The following is a 25,510-nucleotide window of genomic DNA, read 5'->3' as shown; positions in this document are numbered from 1 at the left end:
CCTCGCCGCCCGCCGGCGCCCGCGCCACCGCCTGGCCCACCGCCGACCCCCCCACCCGCCCCCGGCCCGCCGCCCCGAACCTCCAGGAATCCGCCCGGACCGCGCCTGAAACCCCCGAAGGCCAGGCTGTGGGTGGGCCGGAAACCCCGGCCAGGGCGGAGTCCTCGGAGGGGGCGGGTGTGCTTGCGGGGTTGCCGGTCGGGGTGGTGGCGGGGCGGTCGGTGCGGCATGAGGTGCGGACCCTGCCGTGGGAGCGGGCCAGGGCCGCGCTCTCGGCCGAGCTGGGCCCGGCGGGTTGGGCGGCCCGGTGGGAGGAGACCGGCGGCAGGCTGTGGCCGCAGGTGAGCCGCCTGGTCGCCGACGTCCGCCGCGCCATCGCCGAAGCCGCCACCACCGAGGTCACCGCCGGAAGCGACACCGCCGCCGCGGACGGCAGCCAGCAGGTCGGGGAGGAGTTGCGGCGGGTGACGCTCGATGCGGTGCTCGGGCAGCATGACGCCCCCTGGCTGTCGGCCTTCGAGGGGCTCGACGGGCTGGAGCGGGTCGCCCGGTGCGCGAGCTGGTGGTGGCCGTACGAGCGGGTGGCGATCGTCAGCGCCCGCCCCGCCGAGCTGCACCTCGACGAGCTGGGCCGCCTGCACGCGGCGGACGGCCCGGCGTTGGTGTGGTCCGACGGGTTCGCCCTACATGCCTGGCACGGCATGCCGGTGCCCGCGGGGTTCACGATGACGGACCTGACCCCGGCGCGCATCCGTGAGGAGTCCAACGCCGAGCTGCGCCGCGTCATGCTGGAGCACTTCGGCGTCGACCGCTATCTGGCCGAGTCGGGGGCGCGGCCGGAGCATTCGGACGAGACGGGCGTCCTGTGGCGGATCGAGCTGCCGGGTGACGAGCCGGTCGCGATGGTGGAGGTGGTCAACTCCACGCCCGAGCCCGACGGCACCCGGCGTACGTACTTCCTGCGGGTGCCGCCGTGGGTGCGGCGGGCGCGTGAGGGGGTGGCCTGGACGTTCGGCGTGAACGAGGAGAGCTACCGGCCGGAGCGCGAGACCTGAGGCCAGGCGGCCGGGATGCGTTCCAGCACCCCGTCGCCGAACACCTCGTAGAGCCCGAGCGGTTCCAGGTGCACGTAGCCGATGTGGCAGTCGCAGGCGGCGGCCGGGCAGGCGCGCGGCCGCAGCTGGGGCGCGTAGCTGCCGTCGTAGAGGTTGCCGAGCGGTTCGGCGACGAAGTGGCAGCGCCGCACGTCGCCGTCGCCGTTGACGGACACGACGCTGTCGCCGGTGCGGCAGGGCAGCCCGCGGCTGGGGTGCGGGAAGCGGCTGTGGTGGAAGAGCGGGTCGAGGGCCGTCCAGTCGGCGGCTTCGGCGTCGGTGTAGAGGCGGCCTTCCTCGGCGTTGACCCACAGGTACGTCTCGGGAGGCAGGTCGGCGCGCAGCCGCCGGGCGTCGGCGAGGTGCGCCGGGTCGCCGACGATGCCGACGCTGTGCCGCACGGTCAGTGATCGGAGCTTGGCGAGGAACCGGTCGTAGGGCACCTGGGTGGGGTGGTAGGTGACCCAGAGGGCGGCCCGGTCGGAGGCGTCGGCGAGCCAGCCGGTGCGGCAGCTCAGGTTGGTCTGGATGGCGACGCGGCGGACGTTCGGCAGCCATGACAGCTCGACGAGCGCCTTCCGATACCAGGACCTGACGAGCCCTTCGCCCCAGGGCGTGAACAGGATGGCCACGTCGAAGTCCTGCCGGGCCACCCAGGCGGCGAAGCGTTCGAGCGCGGCGCGGTCGGCGCGCAACTGTTCGGGCGTGTCGCGCCGCTTGGCGAAGGGGCAGTAGGCGCAGTCGTAGTCGCAGCTCGCCAGCGGCCCTCGGTACAGGATGGTCAGCATGCGTCGTAGCCGTCCATGAGGGCTCTGACCTGCGGCGAGAACAGGGCGGGCCCGATGGCGTCGGACCAGGCCAGGCCCTCGGCCGTCAGTTTGATCACGTCGGGCTCGATCACGAGCCACTGCCGGAACTCCGCCAGCGGGAAGTCGTCGAGCGCATCGGCGCCGAACCGCTCCCGGTAGAGGTCGCGGTCCAGGCCGCCGGCCTGCAGCAGCGACTGGATGAGGTGCCGCCGCCTGCGTTCGCCGGGGGTGAGCGTGAAGCCGACGTTGGCGTGGCCGAAGTCGTCGCGGCTCACGTAGTCGTCGATGATCGCGCGCACCTGGCGGGCGCCGACCGCGTACTCGAAGGAGTAGTGCAGGTCGCCGGTGTAGGAGCGGGCGCCGCAGCCCAGGCCCACCATGCCGTCGGTCTGGCAGCAGTATTCGGTGGCGTTGGCGGTGCCGGGCAGCCGGAACATCCGCATCGACACCTGCTCGTAGCCGGCGTCGGCGAGCCGGTCGCGGCCGAGTCGGTAGAGCTCCAGCCGCTGGTCGTCCCAGGCGCGGCCCTGCTTGCCGAGCCCGGTGAGCGGCCGGACGTACAGCGGGTAGAGGTAGATCTCCTCGGGCTTCCAGGTGAGGGCGGTGTCCAGGGAGTGGAGCCAGGAGGCGGGGGTCTGGCCGTCGATGCCGTAGATGAGGTCGAGGTTGAGGACGGGGACGGCGCTGGCGCGGATGGCGTCGAGCGCCGCGTCGACCTCGGCGCGTTTCTGCGGCCGGACGGCGGCGCGGGCCTCGGCGTCGACGAAGCTCTGCACGCCGATGGAGACGCGGGTGGCGCCGCGTTCGGCGAGGACGGCGAGGCGGTCGGGGGTGGCGGTGGCGGGCGAGGTCTCGACGGACAGCGGGATCGCGCCCAGGTCGACGGACATGGCCCGTTCGGTCAGGTCGAAGAGCCTGGTCAGCTCGCGGGCGCTGAGGTAGGTGGGGGTGCCGCCGCCGAACGCGGCCGTGGTGAACGCGCTGGTCTCCAGGGCGCCGGCGGTCTGGACGGCCTGACGTTCGAGGGCGTCGAGGTAGGCGGTGACCAGGTTCTCGGGGGCGCCGGTCCGGGTGAACAGGTTGCAGAAGCCGCACCGCATCTCGCAGAACGGGATGTGCACGTACAGGGCGCCGGGCCGTTCGCCGGCCCACACGTCGGCCAGCGCGGGGCGGGGGTCGAGGGGGCGGTAGGCGGTCTTGTGCGGGTACGCGTAGACGTATCCCTCATACGGGCGCATGGGGCTCCAGGATGAACTGCGTGTACGGGACGGTCCACACGACTTCGTGGCCGATCCGGTGGCCGACGTGGCCGTCCTCGCCGTACGCCGTGCCGTGGTCGGAGCAGACGATCACCAGCGTGGGGCGGGGCATGAGGTCGTAGAGCCTGCCGATGTGGCGGTCCACGTACGCGAGCGCGGCGGCGTGGGTGTCGCGCGAGTCGGCGGTGGCGCCGGGCAGGTAGAAGTGGTTGGGCTGGTGGAGGGCCGACACGTTGAGGAACAGGAACACCCGGGTCCTGATATTTCGCAGAATGTCGCCCACGCGGTCGATCTGGTGCTCCAGCGACCGCGGATCCGTCACCCCGAACTCCGGCTCCCAGTGGCTCTCCGCGAACAGCCCCGGCAGCGCCGACCCGAGCGGCGTCCGCTTGTTGAAGAAGCCCACGCCCCCGACGCACACCGTGTGGTACCCGGCCGCCGCCAGCCCGGCGGGCAGGTCGGGCGCGTCGAACACCCACGTGCCGTCGCCCGTGGTCTCGCTGCCCGGGAACGTGGCCGCGAACAGCCGGGGATGCGGCCCCGGCGTCACGGGCGTCGGCAGGAACCCGGCGAAGAAGGCGGCGTGCGAGGCGTAGGTGAAGCTGCCGGGGCTGTGCCGCCGCTCCCACCGGGCGCCGCCGGGCAGCAGGTTGCGCAGCCGCCCGGCCCTGGCCAGCTCGTCGGCCACGTCGTAACGCAGCGTGTCGAGCGTGATCAGCAGGATGTCGTGGCTGCCGACGATCTCACGCATGTCCATCGAGCACCGCCCTGACCTGCTCGGCGTAGGTGTCGCGGCCGTTTCCCGCCAGGTCGCCCAGCCCCGGCAGCAGGTCGCCGAACGCGTTGACCTCCGCCACCGCGACCGTCCGCCAGTCGGCGCCCACCATCAGGTCGACCCCGGTGCTGAGGGTGCCGGGGAAGCAGGCCGCCGCCCGCGCGCACGTGTCGAGCACCCGCTCCCACAGCGCCGTGCGCGCCCGCAGCGGCTCCAGGTCGCCGCGCTCGCCGCCGAGGTGCAGGTTGGTCATCGGCCAGCGCCCGGACCGCACCACCGCGTGCGTCGGCTTCCCCGCCACCGTGACCACCCGCAGGTCGAACGCCCTCCCGCCCACTGACGCCTTGGGGAACCACCGCTCGACGTGCAGCCCGTCGGGGGCCAGGAAGTCGACGAGCCGCCGCACGTCCGCCTCGTCCTCGTAGGTGCGCACCCGCAGCGAGTTCAGGTACGCGCCGCCGGTCCGGGCGGCCGACGTGACGGCCTTGACCCGCCCGGCATGCGCCTGGAACGCGATCACGCCCGACGACGACGAGCCGTGGGCGGGCTTGACGAACACCCTCTTCCAGCCGCGTACGGCCATGAGCTCGCGCAGTTCCCCGTACGACGAGGCGGTGAAGCCGGGCGGCACCGGCACCCCGGCCGCCTCCAGCACCGCGTGGCAGCGCCGCTTGTCGAACAGCACGCCGATCTCCGCCACGTCGCCCAGCAGCCGGACCCCGGGGACTGCCGCGACGCGCGCCAGCCCGGCGGTGAAGGCCTCGTACCAGGCCGCGCCGCCGCCCACCCGCGCCGGGTCGCCGGGCCCGCGCAGCAGCGCGTCGGCCTCGGCGTCCTCGCCCGGCGAGTCGATCCGCAGCAGCGCCTTCGCGGGCGCGCGCAGCTCCCGCCCGGCGAGCACGTCACGCCACGGGATCACGTACGGCTCGGCCAGGCCGCGGGCGGTCACCGCGGCCCCGAACATCGTCACCCGCCGATCACCGGGGGTCCCGACGACCGCGAACTCCACGCTCACTCGCTGACCGCGACGAAGGTCCAGCCTCGGTCGGACTGCTCCATGCCGGTCAGGTCCACCTCGACGCCGGGCAGGGCGGCGGTGATCCGCTTCATCATGGGCTCGGTCAGGTAGTGGTGGTGCAGGTCAAGCTTGCGCAGATGGGTGAGCGGCTGCCCGCTGAGCAGCGCTTCGGCGCCCTCGTCGCGCAGCACGCCCAGCGACAGGGCCAGCGACTCCAGCCGGGCCACGACGGGCGCGGACGCGATCGCGGCGGCGATCTCGTCCTGGATCTCGCTGTCCTGCAACCCCAGGTGCCGCAGCGCGGGCAGCCGCTCCCCCGACAGGATCGGCGCCAGGTCGGCCACCGTGGCGTCGCCGCCGTACTCCTCCACGCCCAGCCACAGCTCCAGATGCTCCAGCGCGGGCAAATCCGACGCCCCCACGGCCCTGACCACGGCGGCCGGCAGCCCGCCGGTCTCGAACCGCAACACCCGCAGCGCCTCGTGCCGCACCGGCGACAGCTCCAGCTCGGCGCCGCCCCGCACCTCCAACCGCTCCAACCTGGGGAACGCCTCCAGCAGCGGCGTCATGTCGGACTGCTGGATCCAGGAGATCTCGGCCTCCTCGGACTCGATGTCGCCGACGAACAGCGAGCGCAGCCCGGTCAGCCGGGGCGCGTGCGCGACCAGGCGCTCCACGACCGACGCCGAGCTCGTCTCGTAGCACTCCTCCCAGGCCCCGATCACCAGCGCCGTGACCCGCGCCGGGTCGACGGACTCGACGAAGGCGTCGATGACCTGCGACATGCGCGTCCGCTCGTCGCCGGGCCAGGTGACCGCTTGGAGCCGCCAGGCCACCTCACCCTCCGGCGGGGACTGGCCGTCCCGCGGAGGGTGGGCGACAGGCAGCCCGGCGTACATGTCCATGTAGGACAGCGTGTAGCCGAGCGCGGGGTCGTACTCGATCATGGCAGGATGTCCTCGCCTGGGGGGATTGGCGAGTCCTGTCCTACCAGATCGAGCCGACAATCACCGCTCCCGGTAATCGGCCGCCACCCCGATCAGCGAGATCAGGCCCGAGGCGAACTCCATCGCCTCCTGGTGACCCTCGCTGAACGGCGGCTGGAAGCCGACGCCCTCCCATCTCCGCGTCTCCGGGTTCCACAGGTCGCTGCCGACCTCGAAGTCCCAGCCGTAGATGCCGAAGTCGTACCAGAGCTCGTCGGCCGAGTTGCCGGCGGCCGAGTAGAGCACGTCGGTCACCGGGCCGGTCTGCTGCGGCCAGGTGACGGTGCCGCGCTCGGCAGCGATGGCCTCCTCGATCGTGCGGGCCGAGCGCAGGAAGTACGCCTCCTCCTGGGCGGTCGGGCGGGGCAGCGTGACGCGGCCGTCGAGCTTGTACGCGCCGGGCGGCCACATGAAGTAGCCGCCGTAGCTGTGCACGTTCATGGCGAACTTGATGTTGCGGTACTTCTGCGCGAGCCAGATGACGTTGCGGCTCTCCGGCTCGGAGTGCTCGGCCGGACCCGCGTAGGTGCCGCTCTGGCAGTTGGCGGAGGCGCCGAAGTAACCGTCGTGCAGCGACCCGGCCGCGTAGTTGCGGTTGACGTCCACGCCCCAGGTGTTGCGCTGCGCCGGGTCGGCCTGCTGGGCGGGGCAGTGGTTGGTCATGTTCTTACGCTGGGAGTTGAAGTCGTAGAAGCTGTAGTTGGCGCCGTCGGGGTTGACGGTCGGCACGATGAACACGTCGGTGCGCTGGAGCAGCTTGCGGGTGGCCGGGTCGCGCGCGTAGTTGCGCAGCAGCCGCTCGGCGGCCTCGATGGTGACGAGCGGCGTCACCCACTCCCTGGCGTGCTCCTGGGCGTAGGCCAGGACGCCGGTGCGCGAGCCGTCGCGGTGCACGCCGATGCGCAGCGCGAGCACCCTGGCGGGCTTGCGGGAGACGTCGGCGGGCGCCTTGAGGAAGTCGCTGAGCTGGGTGAGCGCCACCGGCGCCATGACCCCAGCGCCCGGGTCGCCCCTGTAGGTGGAGGCGCGCAGCCCGGGGGTGGCGTCGAGCGCGGCGGCCACCTGGGCGGCGGTGCTGGTGGGCGTCCCGGAGCCGTCGGTGGCCAGGCTGACCGTGACGCGCTTGCCGTCCACGCTCACGTCGAGCGCGCGGTCGGGCGCTCCCGGGTCGACGAGCTCGACGGCCAGGTCGTTGCCGCCTTCGGACCCGTACGCGCGTGAGGTGACGACGACGGCGGAACCGGGGACGGCGCCGAGCAGCGCCTGGGCGTGGCGGCGGTAGCCGTTGGTCAGGTGCGGCAGCTCGACGATGTCGGTGAGCCGGGGGAAGCTGCGGTGCAGGGCCTTGATGCGCTCGTTGAGCTGCGCGGGCGGCATGTACTGGGTGATGAAGTCCTTCTGGTAGCGGTGACCGGTGCGGTCGGGGCGCTCGCCGTCGGGCCACTCGCTGACGCGGGCCTGCGCGGTGCCGCCGGTCGCCGAGGTGACCGTGACCCAGTCGGGCCGGGTGTCCACCGGCGCCGGGGTGGCGAACTGGTGTCCCAGGTACGCGCCCGCGTCGAGGTAGGGCGCCATGGCGACCTCGCCGGTCGCGCCGCGCCTGCCCTTCCAGGTGGCGGTGAGCGCTGCCGCGCCGCCGGCGCTGCTGGACGCCTCGACCGACAGGAAGTAGCCGTCGCGGGACTTGAACCAGACGGCCCGCTCGATGACGATCTGGTCCCGTGCGGTGGCGGTGGCGGCCGGCTTGGGGGCCGGCGTGCCCGTGGCCAGGGTCGCGCCGAGCGGCCGGAGCGCCGCGAGCTGGGTCGGCGTCACCACCGCGTCGACCTGGATGCTGCCGTCGGCCTGGGGCCGCACCCGCTCGGTGAGGTCGGCTCCGGCCGCGACCAGCCGGTCCATCGCCGCGCGGTCCGGAACGGAGAGTGTGACCAGCGAGACGGGCTCGGGGTCGGTGGGCCCGGCGACCGCCGGGATGGACGGTTCGGCCGTCACGAACGTGGTGAGAACGACGGTCAGGACAACTGCGGCTGCCCGTAGGGCTCGCATCGGCTCCTCCTGGGGATCACCCGTATGAGGATCATTGAAAGCCGACAAGGACGAACCGGCAAGACTCACACCTTGCGACGCTCCGGCGACCTGCGGAAGGATCTCCCAATCAACCCCCCGCCGTTTTTGGAGCGCCGTCGTGGACTCACAGGAGAGCATCGGCCGGTTCGGCTACCGCCAGGAGTTACGCCGCGGGGTCGGCCTGACCGATCTGGTGTTCTATGGCCTGATCTTCATGGTGCCCATCGCGCCATTCGCGATCTTCGGCCTGGTCTATGAGCGTTCAGGTGGTATGCCGGTATTGGTATACCTCGTCGGCATCATCGCGTTGCTGTTCACCGCGAACTCGTACGCCCAGATGGTCAAGGCGTTCCCGCTTTCTGGATCGGTCTACAACTACGCCGGGCGCGGCATCGCGGCGCCTGTCGGGTTCATGACGGGCTGGGCGATCCTGCTCGACTACCTGCTCGCGCCGAGCCTGCTCTACCTGATCGCGTCCATCGCCATGAACGCCAGCATCCCGGCGGTGCCCGTGTGGGCCTGGCTGATCATCTTCGTGACGGTCAACACGGTGATCAACCTGCGCGGCATCCGCATGACGATCAAGCTCACCAAGGTGATGATCGTCGCCGAGCTGGCCGTGCTGGCCCTGTTCCTGCTGGCCGGGCTCTGGGCGCTGCTCAACGGGGCGGGCCGCGGGTTCAGCCTGACCCCGCTGTTCAACCCCGAGACCTTCTCCTGGCCGATCGTGTTCGCCGCCGTGTCGGTGGCCGTGCTGTCGTTCCTCGGCTTCGACGGCATCAGCATGCTGGTCGAGGAGTCGACCGGCGGTTCGGAGCAGGTGGGCCGGGCGATGCGGCTGGCGCTCGTCCTGGCGGGCGTGCTGTTCATCACCCAGGTGTGGGTGGCCGCCCTGCTCGCGCCCGAACCGCTCAACTCCGACACCGCCTTCTACGACGCGGCGGCCATCGCGGGGGGCGAATGGCTGCGGCATCTCACCACCACCGCCACCGCGATCTCCTGGGGTGTGGCCAACACCCTGGTCGCCCAGGTCGCGGTCTCGCGCCTGCTGTACGCGATGGCCCGCGACCGGCAGCTCCCGGCGTTCCTGGCCCGCATCTCGGTGCGCAACTCGGTGCCCGCCAACGCCATCCTGCTCGTGTCGGTGCTGTCGGTCGGCATCGGGCTGTGGATGTCGACCGTCGACGGCGGCGTCGACCTGCTCACCAGCCTGATCAACATGGGCGCGCTGGTCGCCTTCATCGTCCTGCACGTCTCCGTCGTCGTGCACTACACGGTCCGCCTGAAGTCGGCCAACCGCTGGGCCCACCTGGCCGCGCCGCTCATCGGCATGGCGATCCTGGTCTTCGTGGTGATCAACGCCAACATCCTCGCCCAGATGGTGGGCCTCGTCTGGCTCGGCGTCGGCGCGGTCGTGCTGGCGATCCTGTACGCCATGGGGCGCCGTCCCACGCTGCGCGATTCGGTCAAGGAGCCGGCGTGACCCGGCAGCCGCTCCACCACGACCTGTTCCTGATCGCGCACGACAAGTCGGGCAAGCCGCTGGCCCACCGGTCGGCGACGTCACTGGCGCTGGCCGGGGCGGTGCTGATCGACCTGGTGCTCGCCGAGCACGTGAGCGTCGCCGCGGGCTCGGCCGCCGTCACCGGCCGGGCCGCCGCCGGCGACGCGGTGGCCGACGACCTCCTGAACGTGATCGCCGCCGACCGCATCGGCCACGACCCGCCGTACTGGGTCAGGAGCCTGGCCGAGAACGTGTACGACCGCACCCGCGACGCGCTGACCGCCGCGGGCCTGCTGGTGCCGGTGACCCGCCGCCGCCTGGGCATGCTGCCCTACGTCCGCCACGAGCCCGCCGACATCGCCCTGCTGGTACGGGCCTCCGCCGGGGTGCGGTCGGCGGCCGAGGGCCGCAAGAGCCCCGACGCGCGCAGCGCCGCGCTGTGCGGCCTGGTGGCCGTGCTCCAGATCGAGGCCGCGCTCTACCTCGGCCTGCCGTCGCTCAACGAACGGCTGCGCGCCCTCGCCACCGGCCACTCGCCGCTGGTCAAGGAGCTGGTCGGCATGGTCGACACGCTCGTGCAGGAAGCCGCCGTCGCCGTCTACAGGTGACCCCCGGCCGCAGGTGTCAACGGCTCTCCCCGTGGTACGTGTACGGCAACCGACACGGGGGGACACCATGGCCGAGCTCCTGACGGACGAGGAGATCGACACGGCGCTGGCGGGCCTGGAGGGCTGGCGCCGCGACGGCACGGCGCTGACCAGGGACATCCCGATCACGCCTGACAACTTCGACTGGCTGCGCCAGGCGGTGACGAACGAGGCCGAGGCGCTGGACCACCATCCGGAGATCGAGCGCACCGACTCCGGCATCCGCTTCCGCCTGTCGACCCACAGCGCGGGCGGGGTGACCGCCAAGGACGTCGAGCTGGCCGCGCACATCGACCAGGTCGTCGACGGCGCGGCCCGCGACCGGGGCTGACGCCCGCCCGGTCAGCTCACCCGAGCACCGACTCGATCGCCTCGACCGCGGCGGCCCGGTGCCCGGCCAGCAGCGCCACCGCGCCCTCGGCGTCGCGGCGGCGCAGCAGGTCGAGCGTGGCCCGGTGCTCCTCGATGACCCGCCGCCGGTTGGCCTCCTCGGCGTAGTAGACCGAGCGGTAGGCGTCGGTCGAGTCCCACAGCGTCCTGATCAGCCGCACCAGGCGCGGCAGCCCCGCGCACTCGAAGATCGCCATGTGGAAGCGCCGGTTGGCCTCGGCCATGGCCAGCACGTCGGCGGCCTCGGCGGCCCGCTCGACCTCGGCCTGCGCCGCCTCGGCCGCCGCCAGCCCGGCGTCGGTGAGCCGCCCGACCGCTCGCCGGACGGCCTCGGCCTCCAGCAGGTCGCGGATGAGATAGACCTCGCGCAGGTCGTCGAGCGAGAGCTGCTCGACGTAGTAGCCCCGGTGCGCCCGATGGCCGACCAGGCCCTCGCCCTGCAGCGTCTTGAGCGCCTCGCGCAGCGGGACGCGGCTCACGTCGAGCTCGTCGGCCAGCACCTCCTGCCGGATCGGCTCGCCCGGCCGCAGGCGGCCGGTGGTGATGGCCCGCCTGAGCTCCTCCAGGACGAACTGCTGAGCCGTGGGCGGCCGGCGAGAGGTCATTGGCCCAATATCCCACGGACCCACTGCTCGTCCCGGCCCAGCTCGGGCGGGTCCAGCCGGTAGGCGGGCGGCGTCACGTCCAGGCCGATCGGGTTGGCCACCTGCCCGTCCGCCAGCGGCTCCAGCCCCAGCTCGGCGGCGAGCGCGAAGGCCTCGGCCAGGTCGTTGATCGGCCCGCACGGCACCCCGGCGGGCGTCAGCGCGGCGAACCAGTCGTCGGCGCCCCGCGTGGCCAGCGTCGCGTTCAGCTCGGCGACCAGCTCCTCGCGGTGTGCCACCCGGCCGGCGTTCGTGCCGAACCGCTCGTCGGCCGCCAGGTCGGGCCGCTCCAGCACCCCGCACAGCGCCCGGAACTGCCGGTCGTTGCCCGCCGCGATGACGATCGGCCTGTCGGCCGCCCGGAACACCTCGTACGGCACGATGCTCGGATGCCGGTTGCCCATGGCCTTCGGCACCACCCCGGCGGCGGCGTACGCGGAGGCGTGGTTGGTCAGCGCGGACAGCAGCGACGACAGCAGCGACACCGTCACCCGCTGCCCCTGCCCGGTGGCGTCGCGGTGGCGGAGCGCGGCCAGCACGCCGAGCGCCGCGTGCAGCCCGGTGATCACGTCGACCAGCGCGACGCCCGCCTTCGTGCCCGGCCCGTCAGGCTCGCCGGTGACGCTCATCAGCCCGCCCACGGCCTGCGCGATCAGGTCGTAGCCCGGCAGCTCGGCGCCCTTGCCGGTGCCGAACCCGGTCACCGAGCAGTAGACCAGCCCCGGGTTGAGCCCGCGCAGCCTGTCGTAGCCGAGGCCGAGTCGGTCCATCGTGCCCGGCCGGAAGTTCTCCACGAGTACGTCGGCGCGCGCGGCCAGCGCCGTGGCCACCTCCAGGCCGGCGGGGTCGCGCAGATCGAGGGCGATCGAGCGCTTGTTGCGGTTGACGGCCAGGTAATAGGTCGCCACCCCGTCGGCGTCGTGCGGCGGCCCCCACGAGCGGGTGTCGTCCCCGCCGCCGGGCCGCTCGACCTTGACCACGTCCGCGCCGAGGTCGGCGAGCAGCATCGTGGCGTACGGCCCGGCCAGGACCCGGCTGAAGTCGGCGATCAGCAGCCCGTTCAACGCCCCGCCCATGGCTACGCCCCTCTTCCTGTGACATATTTGGATTTTGGATCCAAAATACAGGAAGGGCTTCGCCGTGCATCCCTCGACGCTGTTCGCCATCGACGGCCTCCTCACCGACGAGGAACGCGACATCCGCAAAGCCGTGCGCCAGGTCTGCGACAAGGAGATCCGCCCGCACATCGCCGAATGGTTCGACACCGGCGAGCTGCCCGCCCGCGAACTGGCCCGCACCCTCGGCTCGGTCGGCGTCCTCGGCATGCACCTCGACGGCTACGGCTGCGCCGGGCTGGGCGCCGTCTCGTACGGGCTGGCCTGCCTGGAGCTGGAGGCCGCCGACTCCGGCCTGCGCAGCCTCGTCTCAGTGCAGGGCTCGCTCGCCATGTACGCCATCTGGAAGTACGGCAGCGAGGAGCACAAGCGCGAATGGCTGCCCCCGATGGCCGCCGGCGAGCGCATCGGCTGCTTCGGCCTGACCGAGCCCGACTTCGGCTCCGACCCCGGCGGCATGCGCACCACCGCCAGGCGCGACGGCTCCGACTGGGTGCTCAACGGCGCCAAGATGTGGATCACCAACGGCTCCGTGTCCGACGTCGCCGTCGTCTGGGCGCGGACCGACGACGGCGTCCGCGGCTTCCTCGTCCCGGCGGGCACCCCCGGCTTCACCGCCCACGACCTGAAGCGGAAGGTGTCCCTGCGCGCCAGCATCACCAGCGAGCTCGTCCTCGACGACGTACGCCTGCCCGCCGACGCCATGCTGCCCGGCGCGCGCGGCCTGTCCGGCCCGCTCGGCTGCCTCAACGAGGCCCGGTACGGCATCGTGTTCGGCGCGATGGGCGCGGCGCTCGACTGCCTGGAGACCGCCCTGGACTACGCCGGCTCCCGCGAGGTGTTCGCCCGTCCGCTCGCCTCCTACCAGCTCACCCAGGAGAAGCTCGCCGACATGACCCTGGAGCTCGGCAAGGGCCTGCTCCTCGCCCTCCACCTCGGCCGCCTCAAGGAAGCCGGCGCCATCACCCCCGAACAGATCAGCGCCGGCAAGCTCAACAACGTGCGCGAGGCCCTGGACATCGCCCGCACCTGCCGCACGATCCTCGGCGCGAGCGGCATCACGCTGGAGTACCCGGTCATCAGGCACGCGGTCAACCTGGAATCGGTGCTCACCTACGAGGGCACCTCGGAGATCCACACCCTCGTCCTCGGCAAGGCCCTCACCGGCCTGCCCGCCTTCCACTAGAGCCGCGTACACCGCCTCCGTCCCATAGGCGTCTATAGGCAGTTAGATCCCTCTATCTGCTGGAGACGCATGATGCGCGTCCACTTATCAGCCGCAGCCCTTCTCGCCGCCTCGGCGGTGTTCCCGGCGGTCGTCGCCGTGCCGGCGGACGCCGGGAGCGCGCCCAAGGGGGTGCCCGGGGGCGCGGTGTCCGTACGCGTGGTGAAGATCGTGGACGGGGACACGATCGACGTCACGCGCGGCGCCACCAAGCTCCGCGTCCGCCTCCTGGAGGTCGACACCCCCGAACGCGGCCAGTGCTGGTCGAAGACCGCCACGTCGAGGACGGCCACGCTGCTGCCCCTCGGCAAGGTCGCCTACCTCGTGGCCGACAAGGACCCCAAGGACCGGTACGGCCGCTGGCTCTACTACGTGTGGAACGCCAAGGGCGTACACGTCAACCGCAACCTCGTCCGCTACGGCTACGGCAGGGCGGTCCTCTACCGGCCCAACGACCGCTACATCAAGGTCATGCGCGCCGAGCAGAAGAAGGCCCAGCGGGAGCGGCTGCGCATCTGGTCCGGCACGTGCGACCGGACCGGCGCCTCCCCCACGCCCACGCCCACCCCGACTCCGGCCCCGACCAAGCCGCAGCCGGACACCCGCACCGATCCGCGGTTCCGCACCTGCGGCGACGCCAACCGCGCCGGCTACGGCCCGTACTACCGGGGCCAGGACCCCGAGTACGCCTGGTACCAGGACCGCGACGGCGACGGCGTGGTCTGCGAGCGCTGAACCGGCTCAGCCGGCGAGCGTTTCCTGGACGGCCCGGGTGATGCGGCCGCGGATCGGGCGCGGGGCGGCAGGCAGGAGGGCGGGCAGGTCGGTGCGGCGGGCCTGGAGGAAGCCGGCGTTGAGGTTGGAGAACAGCGAGAGCGTGTGCGTGACCTGGTAGGGCTCCAGGCCGCTCCCGGCGAGCAGCTCCCGCATCGCCGACAGCGGGACCGGCCGGTAGCCGACCGGCCGGCCGAGCACCTCGCCCAGCACGTCCGCGATGTCCTGCCCGCCGATCGCCTCGACGCCTTCCAGCTCGTACGTCCTGCCCGCGTGGCGGCTGGGGCGGCCCGCGGCGAGGTCCCGGTGGATGTCGGCGGCGACCCGTACGGCGACGTCGGCCAGGTCCTCCTTGGCGACGACCGACACCTTGCCGGCCCCGAACGGCGCGGCGAACACGCCGCTCTGCCCGGCGGACGCGGCGGCGGTGGCGGCCAGTCCGACGGGGACCTCGCCGTAGAGGCCGTTGCGCAGGATCGTCACGTCGAACGGGGCCGCGGCCAGGCGTGACTCGGTCCAGCGGTGCGGCAGCGCGATCGTCATCAGGTCGCCGGAGGCCGCCAGGCTGGTGTAGACGACGTGCCGGACGCCCGCGGCCTCGGCCGCATCGGCCACGGCGCCGTGGCGGGCGAGCACGACGTCGTCCTCGGCGTAGCCAGCCGAGACGAACACAAGGACGTGCGCGCCGCGGAACCCGTCGGCGAGCGACGCCGGGTCGTCGAAGTCGATCCGGCGCGCGCTCACCCCGTCACCCGCGCGGGTGCCGCCGACCACCTCGATACCGTCCTAGCCGGTGAGGCCGCGGTGGATCAGGCCGCCGAGACCGCCGGAGACACCGGTGACGAGAATCATCTGCTGCTCCTTGCTGTTGACATGTGGTGCAGATTCATCCACACCGGACGGCAGGCCCATAAGGAGGCACTTTCGTGTCAGCCACGAACACCGCGATAAGCCCGCAGGTCAGCGGCCCGTGCGGCGACGACGACTGCGGGATCCGCGACGTGCTCGACCGGCTCGGCGACCGGTGGACGGTGCTGGTGCTGGTCGAGCTGGCCAAGGGCACGCGCCGCTTCCGCGAGCTGGAGCGGGCCATCCCCGGCATCTCCCAGCGGATGCTGACGGTGACCACCAAGCGGCTGTGCCGTGACGGCCTGGTCGAGCGGACCGTCTACCCGACCATCCCGCCGCGCACCGACTACCGGCTGACCGAGATGGGCGCGAGCCTGGCGGGCATGGTGTCGGCGCTGGCCGACTGGTCCCGCGACCACAAGGACGCAATCGCCGCCGCGCGTGACGACTGGGACCGGCTTGCGTAACTTGCGGGTTACGTAACCCGTAGGGTACAAAAGACGGGTGAGAACGGGAGTGTTCGAGGCGCTGGCCGACCCGGTCCGGCGCAGGCTGCTGGAGCTGGTGGCCGAGCGCGAGCGTACGGCCGGCGAGCTGGCCGGGGAGTTCGAGACCAGCCGCCCGGCCGTGTCCAAGCACCTGCGGGTGCTGCGTGAGGCCGGGCTCGTCACGTACCGGAACGAGGCGCAGCGCCGCCTCTACCGGCTGGACCCGGGCCCGTTGGAGGAGGCGGGCGCCTGGATCGAGCGCACCAGGAGCAACTGGGCCGGCCGCCTCGACTCCCTCGAACGCCACCTCGACCGGCTGGAGGACACCTGACCATGCACGACGACACCGCCCCCGCCCCGGACGACCGGCGCGGCACCCTCGGCCTCGGGCCGGACGGCGAGTGGCAGATCCGGTTCGAGCGCCGCCTGCCGCACCCGCCGGCCCGGGTCTGGTCCGCCCTGACCGACCCCGCCCAGCAGGGCGAATGGCTTCCCGGCGTGACCCTCCGGCCGGAGCCCGGCAGCACGGTGACCTTCGACTTCGGCGACGAGGGCCGGGCGGAGGGCGCGGTCCTCGCGGTCGAGCCAGGCCGGCTCGTCGAGCACACCTGGCTCTGGCCGGGCGAACCCGAGTCACGGGTGCGCTGGGAGCTCGCCCCCGACGGCGACGGCACCCGCCTCGTGCTGCTGCACCGCCCGGTGCGCCGCGAGCCGGCGGCCGACTACCGCACCGGCTGGCACGCCATGCTCGACTCCCTGCACTCCCACCTCACCGCCGAACCCTCGGCGACCCCGGCATCCTCTACCCGTGCAGCCCCCGATACCGATTCCGCTCCAGGAACGCCCCCTGCCCCGTGGCCAGCCTGAGCGCCGCGTCGGCCACCAGCGCGGGGATCTCCGGATGGATGTGCGCGACATGCGGCGGCACCCACGACCGGTCATGCAGCCGCGGATGCCCGGGCTGGGACGACAACGCCGTGAGCACGAACACCAACGGCGCCCAGATGGTCCGGAACCGCAACCCGATCCGGTTCCCCGTCACGTCGTCGACCATGTGAATCTGGAACAGGTCGGCGGCGTCCATGTCGCAGAACTCGGCCCGCCCCCACGCGAAATGCGCCCACATATCGGGATGCGTGAAATGGGCGCCCTGCGTGGTAACGGTCAACGGCCCCGCCCCGTCGACCGCCCACTGCCCCTGCGCCTCCGCCACCGCCTTGCTCTTCCGCAGCGCGTTGGCCGCCTCGTTGACCGCATGCGCCGCGATCACGAACGACAGCGACCCGAAGGCGAACATGTTGCTCCGCCGGTACGCGACCGGGCTCTGCGGCTTCCACAGGTGCCGCTGCGCCGGAGCCACGAGCAGCGCCCGCTCCCCCGGCTCCAGCCGCGCCGGACTCGGCACGAACGGCCGCGACGCCAGCTCGTCCGCCGTCCTGACAGCCAGCAGCCCACACATGAACGACCAGTCCTGCGGCCCGATGACAGGCGGAGGAGGCGGCACGTATCGCACAGAAGGTCCTACCTGGGGGGGGTATGCGAGACAGTCTGCCGCGATCATACTGACCCGACCCCGCCCACCGCCCGCCGTGTTTGTCGGAGTTCCTGGCCGAAGCCTCGTGGTGACCCTTCCCCGCGCCGCACGCAGCCCCGAGTCGGATCACCACGGCCGGTCAGTCGACGGGCGCGAAGCCGCCGGCCGGGCCGGGCTCGTAGGTGATGCTGCTCGTGTTCACCCACGTGCCCATGTCGGAGTAGGTCGACGCGCCGCCGCCCTGGTAGTACTTCCACGGGCCGTAGCGCCAGGCGCATCCGGTGCTGGCGCAGACCTGCACCTTCAGCCGGAAGGTTCCTGTCGTGTTCCCGTTGTCACAGTCGATCCAGGCGGAGTGCAGGTCAGTTCCCCAGCCCCGGGAACACGTCACGGCCTGCGCCGGGGCCGTGGCCAGGGCGAGGGTGAGAGCGGTCGGGAGAGCGAGGGTCGAGGCGATGATCACGTGCCGTAACTTCATGCGGTGGTCCCCTTCTGCCTGAGGAGGTCCGATGGGAAGTGACGCCTTGGTCAGCTTGCAGTGGATCACGACAGGGGGCAAGCATTACTTACCGCATTGGTCAATTGGGACAATAAGTCCCCAATTTCCGGCCTCTACGCTGGGCTCATGCCGCCGTGTCTCGACGTCTACGTCTGGCTGCCAGAGTGCAGCTCCGAGGTCCAGGGGCGATGCATCGAGAGCTACGTCAAAGCGGCCGATGATGACGAGCGGCTCCACACCCTCATCCGAGCTCACACCCAAGGCGGCGCGGACGACGTTTCCACGCTCTATCTCAAGGCCCGTGACCACTACCAGGCGAGCATCACGTTCACCCGTGACGGAGCGACCGTCCTCGGTCTCAGCGTCGACGCCCCGGACGACCTGCCGCAAACGCTCAGGCTGGCTGAACAGCTCATGGAACAGCTCCGGCAGCAGTTCGCCGCCCCTGCCGGATGCGCGGGTGTCGAATTGCCGCCGGCAGGCGACCGCTCCGAATGGCACGAAGAAGCATGGGTGCTGCTCCGCACCGGCGAGCTCACTTTCTGATCCTCCACGGCACGACGGGTAGCCACCGGTGACCGGTTCTGTCATTACCGACTGGCAGCATGTCGGCGTGATCGCGACTGCCGCTGACTATGCCTGGTTCACCTACAACCGATTCGTGTACGACGCGTACACCGACCTCCGGGAGGCATACTGTTTCACCCTCGTCCGTGGGCTGACACCTGAGCAGGTCCTGGCCCGGACCGGTGCCGAACGCTTTCCGCCCGTGGGGCTCAAGGGCCTGATCAAGGCAGCGTTTTCCGACCTCGGTAGACCCCGCACCGGATATAGCCACTTCTTCGGGGTCACACTCGTCGACGACTGGGCGTTCGTCGTCGAACCCAACGGCTTCATGGGCGTCATGCCCGGCGTCGCCGGACGATTGTCAGCGGGCACCCGGCTGGTGTCTCATTTCCGCAATGTCAACGGACAGGAAGACTTCCTCTGGATGGAAGACGGCCAGGAGCGCCTGGCCTTGGAGCCAAGCTTCTCCGACATCGAGTCCTACAACACATGGGAAGAGGAATTCAGCGAGATCGGGCGGCACGTCGGATTCGACGACGACCACAGCAGTGAGTCGTTCTTCGCGATGGCCGAGTACCTGACCCGGGGTCAAGGTGACGCCAGAACTGCTGGAGCAGTCGGTCTACCTATGTGGGGTCGCGCCCTACTCCCGACAATAGAGCGGCATTTCTCAACACCGGCAGGCTTGGTTCTCGCACCTTCGACGATTTCCGTGATCTCCGACGCTCCGTCCACCCACCTGTGGGAACCTGTCGACCAAGGGCCTGAGCAGGAGTTACGGTTGCGACCGGCTTCCGTCGTTTCTCTCTGTTCTTGGCCATCCCACGGAACAGGGCAGGAGATTGCTTCATGGCGATCCCGAAGAAGGGCTCGCGGCTCATCAGCGTCGACGGCACTTCATTCCGATGGCGCGTCCGTCGTAAGCCCACGTACTGCCAGGGGAACAGCTGGGGCCCGATGACGTTCGCGGTGCAATTGGTCGACGGCTCGGGTCGCGTGCTCCTGGTGTCGCTGCCCTGCTCACGGCCGGACGCGTGGTGGGGAGAACGCACGATGGCCATACGGCCGGCGCTCGTGACGGCGACCATACGCACGGCGCTCGGTCACGGCTGGGATCCGCGGCAAGCAGGCAACGCCTTCGAGCTTGAACTCACTGATGAAGACCTGACCGAGTTGATGAACGGCCGACCGCCTGCCTACGACGCCCCCTTCATGCGGAGATGACTTCCTCGGCATCCAGCCCGACCGTCCGCTTTCAGCGGAGACCGTGGTCAGAGGGTGGTGAACGGTGGTCGTAGTGAGTCCCTGTGAGGGGATGTAGCTGTCACCACTTTGCTGGGGCCTACGCGATCGTTCCGTTCCGTAGGACTATGTTCCTCATGTCAGTGACCGAGTTCGCCGGCGTGTCCAAGGACAAGGACCGTGGCATCACGTCCCGAGGGGGACCGTACGAGTTCTGGACCAAGGACGGTGCCCATGTCTACCTTCACGACACCGACTTCAGGCGCCTGACCTACAGGCCCGGCAGGCCGCCGACGTTGGAACTGGAGTTCGTCTATGACCCGGAGTGGACTCCACCTGAACTGTCGAAGACGCCTGTCGTGCTCTTCCGGTTCGAAGACGTCCGCCTCGTCGAATGGATCGAGGACCAAGAGGGCCATGACTGTGTTGCCGCCAACCCTGAGGTCCCACCAGGGCAGGTCGGGCAGTTCGACTGGGACGGCACCGACATGTTCACCTTGGACACCTTCATACTGCGCTTGCTCTTTCACGCGTCGCGAGCAGCGGTGACCGTACACGCGAAGTAGAGGCCGGCCAAGCACGCACAATCTGCCCTTCATCCCACCTCCGGACAAGGACCCTCGACAGCGCAGGCGCTACACCAGCTCTGCCACTACTACGGCAGCGTCATGCTGGCAGGCGGCGTCTCAGTCCGAGAACTCGCCGAATACCTCGGCCACGCCGGCCCTCCGCGTCTACGCCCACATGATGCCCGGCTCCCACGACCGAGCCCGCAAGGCCATCGACGACCGACTGCGGAGTTCTCGCACGTCAGCCCTCTACTTGGCCAAGTGCCTGCTGATCACCAGCCGCTGGATCTGGTTCGTCCCCTCGAAGATTTGCATGATCTTGGCCTCGCGCATGTATCGCTCGACCCGGAACTCACGCGTGTACCCGTACCCGCCGAAGACCTGGACCGCGTCCGTCGTCACCTTCATCGCCGTGTCGGTGGCCACCAGCTTGGCCACCGAGGCCTGGCGGCTGTACGGGAGGCCGGCGTCGCGGCGGCGGGCGGCGTCCAGGTAGGCGGCGCGGGCGCAGTCGACCCCGGCGGCCATGTCGGCGAGCAGGAAGCCGAGCCCCTGGTGGTCGATGATCTTCTTGCCGAAGGTCTGGCGTTCCTTGGCGTAGGCGACGGCCTCGTCGAGGGCGGCCTGGGCGAGGCCGGTGGCGCAGGCGGCGATGCCGAGGCGGCCGGAGTCGAGGGCGCTGAAGGCGATCTGCAGCCCCTGTCCTTCCTCGCCGAGGAGGCGGTCGTCCTCCAGGAAGGCGCCGTCCCAGTGGGCGCTGGTGGTGGGGATGGCGTGCAGGCCCATTTTCTCCTCGGGGCGGCCGAACGTGAGTCCGTCGGCGGCGCCGGGGGCGAGGAAGCAGGAGATGCTGCGGTCGCTGGTGCGGGCGAAGAGGGCGTAGAAGTCGGCGATGCCGCCGTGGGTGATCCAGGCTTTGTTGCCGGTGACGCGGTAGCCGCCTTCGACGCGGTCGGCGCGGCAGGTGAGGGCGCCGGCGTCGGAGCCGGCCTGGGGCTCCGACAGGCTGTAGCCGCCGATGAGCCGCCCGGCGAGCATCTCGGGGAGCCAGCGTTCGCGCTGTTCGGGCGTGCCGTAGGTGAAGACGGGGAAGCAGGCCAGCGTGTGGACGCTGGTGGCGACGGCGACGGCGGCCCAGCGGGCGGCGAGCTCCTCGATGACCTGGAGGTAGACCTCGTACGGCTGGCCGCCGCCGCCGTACTCCTCGGGGTAGGGCAGGCCGAGCAGCCCGGCCTCGCCGAGGGTCGCGAACAGCCCTTCGGGGTAGGTCTCGGCGCGCTCGTGTTCGTCGACGCGGCGGGTGAGCTCCTTGTCGGCGATGTCGCGGGTGAGGTCGATGAGGTCGCGGGCGTCCTGGTCCGGCAGCAGGCGGTCAACGGTCACGGCATCTCCCGGGTGGAGGCGGTCGGCGAGGACGAGACGGCCGGGGCGGGCAGCTGGGCGAGTGCCTTGGCCGCCCGCTCGCGGAACTCGGCGACGCGGGCGAGCTTGATGTCCTCGTACCCGCGGATGACCTCCGGCAACGCGGCCAGTTCGGCGACGGCGTCGGCGGTGGCGGGGGTGAGCCGGGTGAGCGCGTCTCGCATGAGATCACGGTATTCGGTGACCAGCTCCCGTTCGACCCGGCGGACGCGGGCGTAGCCGAAGACGTCGAGGGCGGTGCCGCGCAGCAGGCGGGCGGCGCGCAGGCCGTGGAAGACGGGGGCGGCGGTGCGCGTCAGGCGGATCTTGCGCTTCATGCCGAGGGCGCGCAGCAGCGGCGGGTGGAGGAGCACGGAGACGACGGCGTCGGGGCCGTACTCCTGTTCGCGTCTGGCCCGTTCGGCGGGGTCGAGGTGGAGGCGGGCGACCTCGTACTCGTCCTTGTAGGCCATGAGTTTGTGCAGGCCGCGGGCGTAGGCGAGGCCGATGCGGGCGCCGGCCTCCTCGCCGGCGCGTTCGACGGCGCGGGCGGTCAGGCGGCGGACCTCGTCGGCGTACGTGCGGGCGTAGGTGGCGTTCTGGTAGCCGGTCAGGTCGGCGACGCGGACGGCCAGCACCTCGTCGAGGCTCGGTTCGGCGGCGTCGGGGGCGGTGGGGGGATCGACGACCGTGGCGCGGCCCCAGCGGAAGGCGGCCAGGTTCTGCTCGACGGCGGCCTTGTTGAGCCGGATGGCCTGTTCGATGGCGTCGGCCGAGACGGGGATGCAGCCGTGCTGGTAGGCGGCGCCGATGAGCACCATGTTGGCGGGCATGTGGTCGTCGAAGAGGGATTCGGACAGGCCGTGCGCGTCCACGTACAGGTTGTCGGCCTGCCGGGTGGCGGATTCGACGCGGGCGAGCGCGCCGTCGGCGGAGCCGAGCCGGTCTCGGCCGGTGACCATGGCGGCGGTGGGCACGACGGTGGTGTTGATCACGGCGATGGTGCGGTCGGGCGTGGCGACGGCCAGGTTGGCGTCGGCGGCGGCGCCGAGCAGGTCGAAGCCGATCAGCACGTCGGCGGTGCCGTTCGCGGCGCGTACGGAGCCGGTGATCGGGTGCGGGGAGATGCGGACGTCGCTGACGACCGGCCCGCCCTTCTGCGCGAGGCCGGTCTGCTCCAGCCCGGCGGCGTGCAGGCCGTCGAGGTGGGCGGCCATCTGCAGGATCTGCGAGACGGTGACGACGCCGGTGCCGCCGATGCCGGGCATCCTGATCAGCACGGACCGGCCGGCGAACCGCGTCACGGGCTCGGGCAGCGTGGCGGGTGGCTGCGGCACCGGGCGTGCGCGCTTGGTTCCCGGCTTGACCAGCAGGAACGACGGGCAGTCGCCCTTGAGGCAGCTCAGGTCGGAGTTGCAGGACGGCTGGTGGATGCGCGTCTTGCGCCCGAACTCGGTCTCCACCGGCTGAACCGACAGGCAGGTGGACACCTCCCCGCAGTCGCCGCATCCTTCGCAGACGCGCTCGTTGACGACGACCTTCTCGACGGCGACGGGCAGTTTGCCGCGCTTGCGCAGCCGCCGTTCCTCGGCCGCGCACCGGTCGTCGTGGATCAGCACGGTCACCCCGTCGAGCGCGGCGAGCTCCCGTTCCACGTCCGGTAGGTCGTCGCGGTGCCTGACGGTGGCGATCGGGTCGAGCGTGATGTTCCTGTACGTCTCGGGCTCGGGGGTGGTGACGACGACGCGCCGTACCCCTTCGACGGCGAGCGCCCGCGTCAGCGCGGGCACGTCCAGGCGGCCCTCGGCGCGCTGGCCGCCGGTCATGGCGACGGCGTCGTTGTAGAGGAGTTTGTACGTGATCGTCACTCCGGCGGCGACGGCGGCCCTGATGGCGAGGGAGCCGGAGTGGTGGAAGGTGCCGTCGCCGAGGTTCTGGACGAAGTGGCGGTCCTCGGTGAACGGCGCCAGGCCGATCCACTGGGCGCCCTCGCCGCCCATCTGGGTGATGCCGACCTGGTGGCCGCGCCCGTTGCCGTCCAGCGCGATCATCGCGTGGCAGCCGATGCCGACGCCGACCAGCGTGTCGTCGGAGGCGCGGGTGGAGGTGTTGTGCGGGCAGCCGGAGCAGAAGTACGGCGTCCGCGCCGCCACGACGGGCAGCAGGGGCCGCCGCTTGGGAGGAGCCGCGGCGGGGGCCGCGGTGGCCCGCGGCAGCCGGTCGGGGCCGAGGCACGCGGCGACGGCCGAGGCGACGGCCTCCGCGCCGAGGGTGCCGCGCGCGGTGAGCAGCTCGCGGCCGGTCTCGTCGGTGCGCCCGACGACGACCGGGGTGCGTTCGCCGCCGTACAGCGCCTGCTTGAGCTGGCCCTCGATGAACGGCACCTTGTCCTCGACCACGAGCACCCGCTCCAGGTCGGCGGTCATGGCGACGAGCTCGGCGGCCTCCAGCGGGTACGGCATCCCGAGCCGGACGAGCCGGACGCCGAGCGCTTCGAGGTCCTGCTCGCCCACGCCGAGGTCGGCCAGCGCGCGCAGCACCACCTGGTAGGAGGTGCCGGAGGCGACGATGCCGAGCGTGGCGCGCGAGGAGGAGGCGGTGACCCGGTTCAGCCCGGTCGCCTTGGCGTAGGCGCGGGCCAGGTCGAGCCGCCGGGTGAGCATGTCGTGCTCGGCGTCGAGCGAGGCGGGGCCGACGAGGATCGGCGGCGGCCCGGCGTCGGCGCGTGCGGGGGCGGGGATGCCGGCGCGCAGGCTGTCGAGGTCCACGGTGGCGGAGGCGTCGGCCACGTCGGCGAGGATCTTCAGGCCGGTCCACAGGCCGGTGGCCCGCGACAGCGCGACGGCGTGCAGGCCGAACTCGATGATCTCGGCGACGGTGCCGGGGGCGAGCAGCGGCATGGCGAGGCTCTGGCACATCGGCTCGCACGAGCTGGGCACGGTGGAGGACTTGCTGCCCGGGTCGTCGCCGATCCAGGCCACGGCTCCGCCGAGCGCGGCGGTGCCGGCCACGTTCCCGTGCCGGATGGCGTCGGCGGCCCGGTCCAGGCCGGGGTTCTTGCCGTACCAGAAGCCGGTGACCCCGGCGTGGCGGCGGCCGGGGAGCTCGCGCAGGAGCTGGGTGCCGGCGACGGCGGTGGCGGCCAGCTCCTCGTTGAGGCCCGGCTGGAACACCACGCCCGCCTCGTCGAGGAAGCGCCGGGCGCGGGCCATCTCCAGGTCGACCCCGGCGAGCGGGGAGCCCTGGTAGCCGGAGACGAAGACGCGGGTGTCGAGGCCGCGTCCGGTGTCGAGGCGGCGCTGCTCCAGGGTGAGGCGGACCAGGGCCTGGATGCCGGAGATCAGCACCCGGCCGCTCTCGGCGGCGTATCTGTCGTCGAGGGACACACTCACGCGTTCCTCCAGGCGGTCGTGCGGTGGGGGACCCCAAGCACAGCAACGCATCCCTGGTGAGCGCAAGTATCAGGGGAGAAACCCGCCCGAAGACGCAAATAGTTGGAGTGGAAGCCGCTGGATGCATATGTTCTTTGCGCACAGGAGGAGGTTGGCGCATGTCAGTCGTGGACGAGATCGATCATCAGGTGCTGCGGCTGCTGCGGGAGGACGGCCGGCGGACGTTCTCGGAGATGGCCGAGCGGATCGGCCTGTCGGTGGCCGCGGTGAAGCGGCGGGTGGACCGGCTGCGGGAGCTCGGCGTGATCACCGGGTTCAGCGTGCAGATCGACTACTCCAAGCTGGGCTGGGGCATCGAGGCGTTCACCGAGCTGCGGTATCCGGGGACGACGCCGGTCAGCGAGATCGTCCGCACGGCGACGGACGTGCCGGAGGTGCAGGCGGTGTTCACGATCGCGGGCGACCCCGACGCGCTGATCCACGTCCGGGTGCGCGACCTCGGCCATCTGCAGCAGGTCATCGACCGGCTGCGCCGGGCGGGGGACGTGACGGGCACCAAGACGCTCCTGGTGCTCGGCTCGTGGACGCGCGACGCGCTGGCCTGAGCGGCCCTTGTCCAGGCGATTTCCGAATGCCATTCTGGAATCGCCGCCGAAGGAGCG

General features: G+C 71.6%; 28 protein-coding genes. 14 read left to right on the top strand and 14 right to left on the bottom strand.

Annotation, left to right across the window (positions count from 1 at the left end; genetic code table 11):
- Nucleotides 1-1,055, top strand: a 1,055-nt coding sequence (locus KME80_RS24875; protein ID WP_219508539.1) for a DUF6745 domain-containing protein, incomplete at its 5' end; no start/stop codon positions are given.
- Here KME80_RS24875 and KME80_RS24870 read toward each other — a convergent pair.
- The 6 genes from KME80_RS24870 to KME80_RS24845 are packed head-to-tail and all read right to left on the bottom strand — an operon-like array spanning nt 1,031 to nt 7,987.
- Complete coding sequence (locus tag KME80_RS24870) at nt 1,031-1,882, bottom strand: STM4011 family radical SAM protein (protein WP_219508538.1); 852 nt, start codon at nt 1,880-1,882, stop codon at nt 1,031-1,033. The genes KME80_RS24875 and KME80_RS24870 overlap by 25 nt on opposite strands.
- The gene (locus KME80_RS24865; protein ID WP_219508537.1) at nt 1,876-3,141 is read right to left on the bottom strand and encodes an STM4012 family radical SAM protein; all 1,266 of its coding nucleotides are present in this window, start codon (nt 3,139-3,141) and stop codon (nt 1,876-1,878) included. Before KME80_RS24865 ends, KME80_RS24870 begins: the two co-directional genes overlap by 7 nt.
- The gene (locus KME80_RS24860; RefSeq protein ID WP_219508536.1) at nt 3,128-3,913 is read right to left on the bottom strand and encodes an STM4013/SEN3800 family hydrolase; all 786 of its coding nucleotides are present in this window, start codon (nt 3,911-3,913) and stop codon (nt 3,128-3,130) included. Before KME80_RS24860 ends, KME80_RS24865 begins: the two co-directional genes overlap by 14 nt.
- Nucleotides 3,906-4,946, bottom strand: coding sequence for an STM4014 family protein (locus KME80_RS24855; protein ID WP_308125920.1), 1,041 nt, complete (start codon nt 4,944-4,946; stop codon nt 3,906-3,908). The genes KME80_RS24860 and KME80_RS24855 overlap by 8 nt, the downstream gene beginning before the upstream one ends.
- Nucleotides 4,947-4,948: 2 nt before the next feature.
- Nucleotides 4,949-5,902: an STM4015 family protein gene (locus tag KME80_RS24850; RefSeq protein WP_246645738.1), complete on the bottom strand. Its 954-nt coding sequence runs from the start codon at nt 5,900-5,902 to the stop codon at nt 4,949-4,951.
- A gap of 60 nt (nt 5,903-5,962) precedes the next feature.
- Complete coding sequence (locus KME80_RS24845) at nt 5,963-7,987, bottom strand: M14 family zinc carboxypeptidase (protein WP_219508535.1); 2,025 nt, start codon at nt 7,985-7,987, stop codon at nt 5,963-5,965.
- 139 nt (nt 7,988-8,126) lie between these two features.
- On the opposite strand from KME80_RS24845, the gene KME80_RS24840 reads away from it, so the two are divergent.
- The 3 genes from KME80_RS24840 (at nt 8,127) to KME80_RS24830 (ending at nt 10,490) form a co-directional block, all read left to right on the top strand.
- Nucleotides 8,127-9,491 carry an APC family permease gene (locus KME80_RS24840; protein WP_219508534.1) on the top strand — a complete coding sequence of 455 codons (1,365 nt, stop codon included), beginning with the start codon at nt 8,127-8,129 and terminating at the stop codon, nt 9,489-9,491.
- A complete protein-coding gene (locus KME80_RS24835) occupies nt 9,488-10,120 on the top strand; it encodes a GOLPH3/VPS74 family protein (protein WP_219508533.1) in 633 nt (210 codons plus the stop codon). The genes KME80_RS24840 and KME80_RS24835 overlap by 4 nt, the downstream gene beginning before the upstream one ends.
- Before the next feature lie 67 nt (nt 10,121-10,187).
- Nucleotides 10,188-10,490 (top strand): 4a-hydroxytetrahydrobiopterin dehydratase, encoded by a 303-nt coding sequence (locus tag KME80_RS24830; RefSeq protein ID WP_219508532.1) that lies wholly within the window; start codon nt 10,188-10,190, stop codon nt 10,488-10,490.
- A gap of 16 nt (nt 10,491-10,506) precedes the next feature.
- On the opposite strand, the gene KME80_RS24825 is transcribed toward KME80_RS24830, so the two are convergent.
- Nucleotides 10,507-11,154 carry a GntR family transcriptional regulator gene (locus tag KME80_RS24825; RefSeq protein WP_219508531.1) on the bottom strand — a complete coding sequence of 216 codons (648 nt, stop codon included), beginning with the start codon at nt 11,152-11,154 and terminating at the stop codon, nt 10,507-10,509.
- Complete coding sequence (locus tag KME80_RS24820; protein WP_219508530.1) at nt 11,151-12,269, bottom strand: CaiB/BaiF CoA transferase family protein; 1,119 nt, start codon at nt 12,267-12,269, stop codon at nt 11,151-11,153. The genes KME80_RS24825 and KME80_RS24820 overlap by 4 nt, the downstream gene beginning before the upstream one ends.
- Before the next feature lie 34 nt (nt 12,270-12,303).
- On the opposite strand from KME80_RS24820, the gene KME80_RS24815 reads away from it, so the two are divergent.
- Together KME80_RS24815 and KME80_RS24810 are read left to right on the top strand one after the other, a co-directional pair.
- A complete protein-coding gene (locus KME80_RS24815) occupies nt 12,304-13,494 on the top strand; it encodes an acyl-CoA dehydrogenase family protein (RefSeq protein WP_246645737.1) in 1,191 nt (396 codons plus the stop codon).
- A gap of 69 nt (nt 13,495-13,563) precedes the next feature.
- The gene (locus tag KME80_RS24810) at nt 13,564-14,268 is read left to right on the top strand and encodes a thermonuclease family protein (RefSeq protein ID WP_219508529.1); all 705 of its coding nucleotides are present in this window, start codon (nt 13,564-13,566) and stop codon (nt 14,266-14,268) included.
- A gap of 6 nt (nt 14,269-14,274) precedes the next feature.
- Here the strand turns inward: KME80_RS24810 and KME80_RS24805 are convergent, their stop codons facing one another.
- The gene (locus tag KME80_RS24805) at nt 14,275-15,081 is read right to left on the bottom strand and encodes an NmrA family NAD(P)-binding protein (RefSeq protein WP_308125919.1); all 807 of its coding nucleotides are present in this window, start codon (nt 15,079-15,081) and stop codon (nt 14,275-14,277) included.
- A 12-nt stretch (nt 15,082-15,093) separates the two neighbouring features.
- Nucleotides 15,094-15,219: a hypothetical protein gene (locus KME80_RS51995; RefSeq protein ID WP_281427154.1), complete on the bottom strand. Its 126-nt coding sequence runs from the start codon at nt 15,217-15,219 to the stop codon at nt 15,094-15,096.
- A gap of 14 nt (nt 15,220-15,233) precedes the next feature.
- On the opposite strand from KME80_RS51995, the gene KME80_RS24800 reads away from it, so the two are divergent.
- From KME80_RS24800 to KME80_RS24790, 3 genes are read left to right on the top strand one after another with little or no spacing between them, the layout of a single operon-like run.
- The gene (locus KME80_RS24800) at nt 15,234-15,623 is read left to right on the top strand and encodes a winged helix-turn-helix transcriptional regulator (protein WP_308125918.1); all 390 of its coding nucleotides are present in this window, start codon (nt 15,234-15,236) and stop codon (nt 15,621-15,623) included.
- Nucleotides 15,624-15,660: 37 nt separating this feature from the next.
- Nucleotides 15,661-15,975 carry an ArsR/SmtB family transcription factor gene (locus KME80_RS24795; RefSeq protein ID WP_308125917.1) on the top strand — a complete coding sequence of 105 codons (315 nt, stop codon included), beginning with the start codon at nt 15,661-15,663 and terminating at the stop codon, nt 15,973-15,975.
- A 2-nt stretch (nt 15,976-15,977) separates the two neighbouring features.
- A complete protein-coding gene (locus KME80_RS24790) occupies nt 15,978-16,511 on the top strand; it encodes an SRPBCC family protein (RefSeq protein ID WP_219508528.1) in 534 nt (177 codons plus the stop codon).
- Here KME80_RS24790 and KME80_RS24785 read toward each other — a convergent pair.
- Complete coding sequence (locus tag KME80_RS24785; protein ID WP_219508527.1) at nt 16,447-17,103, bottom strand: hypothetical protein; 657 nt, start codon at nt 17,101-17,103, stop codon at nt 16,447-16,449. The genes KME80_RS24790 and KME80_RS24785 overlap by 65 nt on opposite strands.
- 214 nt (nt 17,104-17,317) lie before the next feature.
- Complete coding sequence (locus KME80_RS24780) at nt 17,318-17,656, bottom strand: hypothetical protein (RefSeq protein WP_219508526.1); 339 nt, start codon at nt 17,654-17,656, stop codon at nt 17,318-17,320.
- Between the two features lie 147 nt (nt 17,657-17,803).
- On the opposite strand from KME80_RS24780, the gene KME80_RS24775 reads away from it, so the two are divergent.
- From KME80_RS24775 to KME80_RS24760, 4 genes are all read left to right on the top strand, one after another.
- A complete protein-coding gene (locus KME80_RS24775; RefSeq protein WP_219508525.1) occupies nt 17,804-18,223 on the top strand; it encodes a hypothetical protein in 420 nt (139 codons plus the stop codon).
- A 28-nt stretch (nt 18,224-18,251) separates the two neighbouring features.
- Entirely contained in the window at nt 18,252-19,205 is a 954-nt protein-coding gene (locus tag KME80_RS24770) for a DUF6461 domain-containing protein (protein ID WP_219508524.1), read from the top strand.
- A complete protein-coding gene (locus KME80_RS24765; protein ID WP_219508523.1) occupies nt 19,202-19,468 on the top strand; it encodes a hypothetical protein in 267 nt (88 codons plus the stop codon). The genes KME80_RS24770 and KME80_RS24765 overlap by 4 nt, the downstream gene beginning before the upstream one ends.
- 155 nt (nt 19,469-19,623) lie before the next feature.
- On the top strand, nt 19,624-20,052 hold the full coding sequence (locus KME80_RS24760) for a hypothetical protein (protein WP_219508522.1): 429 nt from the start codon (nt 19,624-19,626) through the stop codon (nt 20,050-20,052).
- A gap of 252 nt (nt 20,053-20,304) precedes the next feature.
- Here KME80_RS24760 and KME80_RS24755 read toward each other — a convergent pair whose 3' ends face one another.
- Both KME80_RS24755 and KME80_RS24750 read right to left on the bottom strand, forming a co-directional pair.
- Complete coding sequence (locus KME80_RS24755; RefSeq protein ID WP_219508521.1) at nt 20,305-21,438, bottom strand: acyl-CoA dehydrogenase family protein; 1,134 nt, start codon at nt 21,436-21,438, stop codon at nt 20,305-20,307.
- Complete coding sequence (locus tag KME80_RS24750; RefSeq protein WP_219508520.1) at nt 21,435-24,899, bottom strand: indolepyruvate ferredoxin oxidoreductase family protein; 3,465 nt, start codon at nt 24,897-24,899, stop codon at nt 21,435-21,437. Before KME80_RS24750 ends, KME80_RS24755 begins: the two co-directional genes overlap by 4 nt.
- A gap of 107 nt (nt 24,900-25,006) precedes the next feature.
- On the opposite strand from KME80_RS24750, the gene KME80_RS24745 reads away from it, so the two are divergent.
- The gene (locus KME80_RS24745) at nt 25,007-25,453 is read left to right on the top strand and encodes an Lrp/AsnC family transcriptional regulator (RefSeq protein WP_219508519.1); all 447 of its coding nucleotides are present in this window, start codon (nt 25,007-25,009) and stop codon (nt 25,451-25,453) included.
- Nucleotides 25,454-25,510 lie beyond the last annotated feature (57 nt).

The sequence above is a fragment of the Nonomuraea ceibae genome, assembly GCF_019396325.1.
Classification (GTDB): Bacteria; Actinomycetota; Actinomycetes; order Streptosporangiales; family Streptosporangiaceae; genus Nonomuraea; species Nonomuraea ceibae.
The sequence above is the reverse complement of the archived record's forward strand: the minus strand, read 5'-3'. Positions and strand labels throughout refer to the sequence as shown.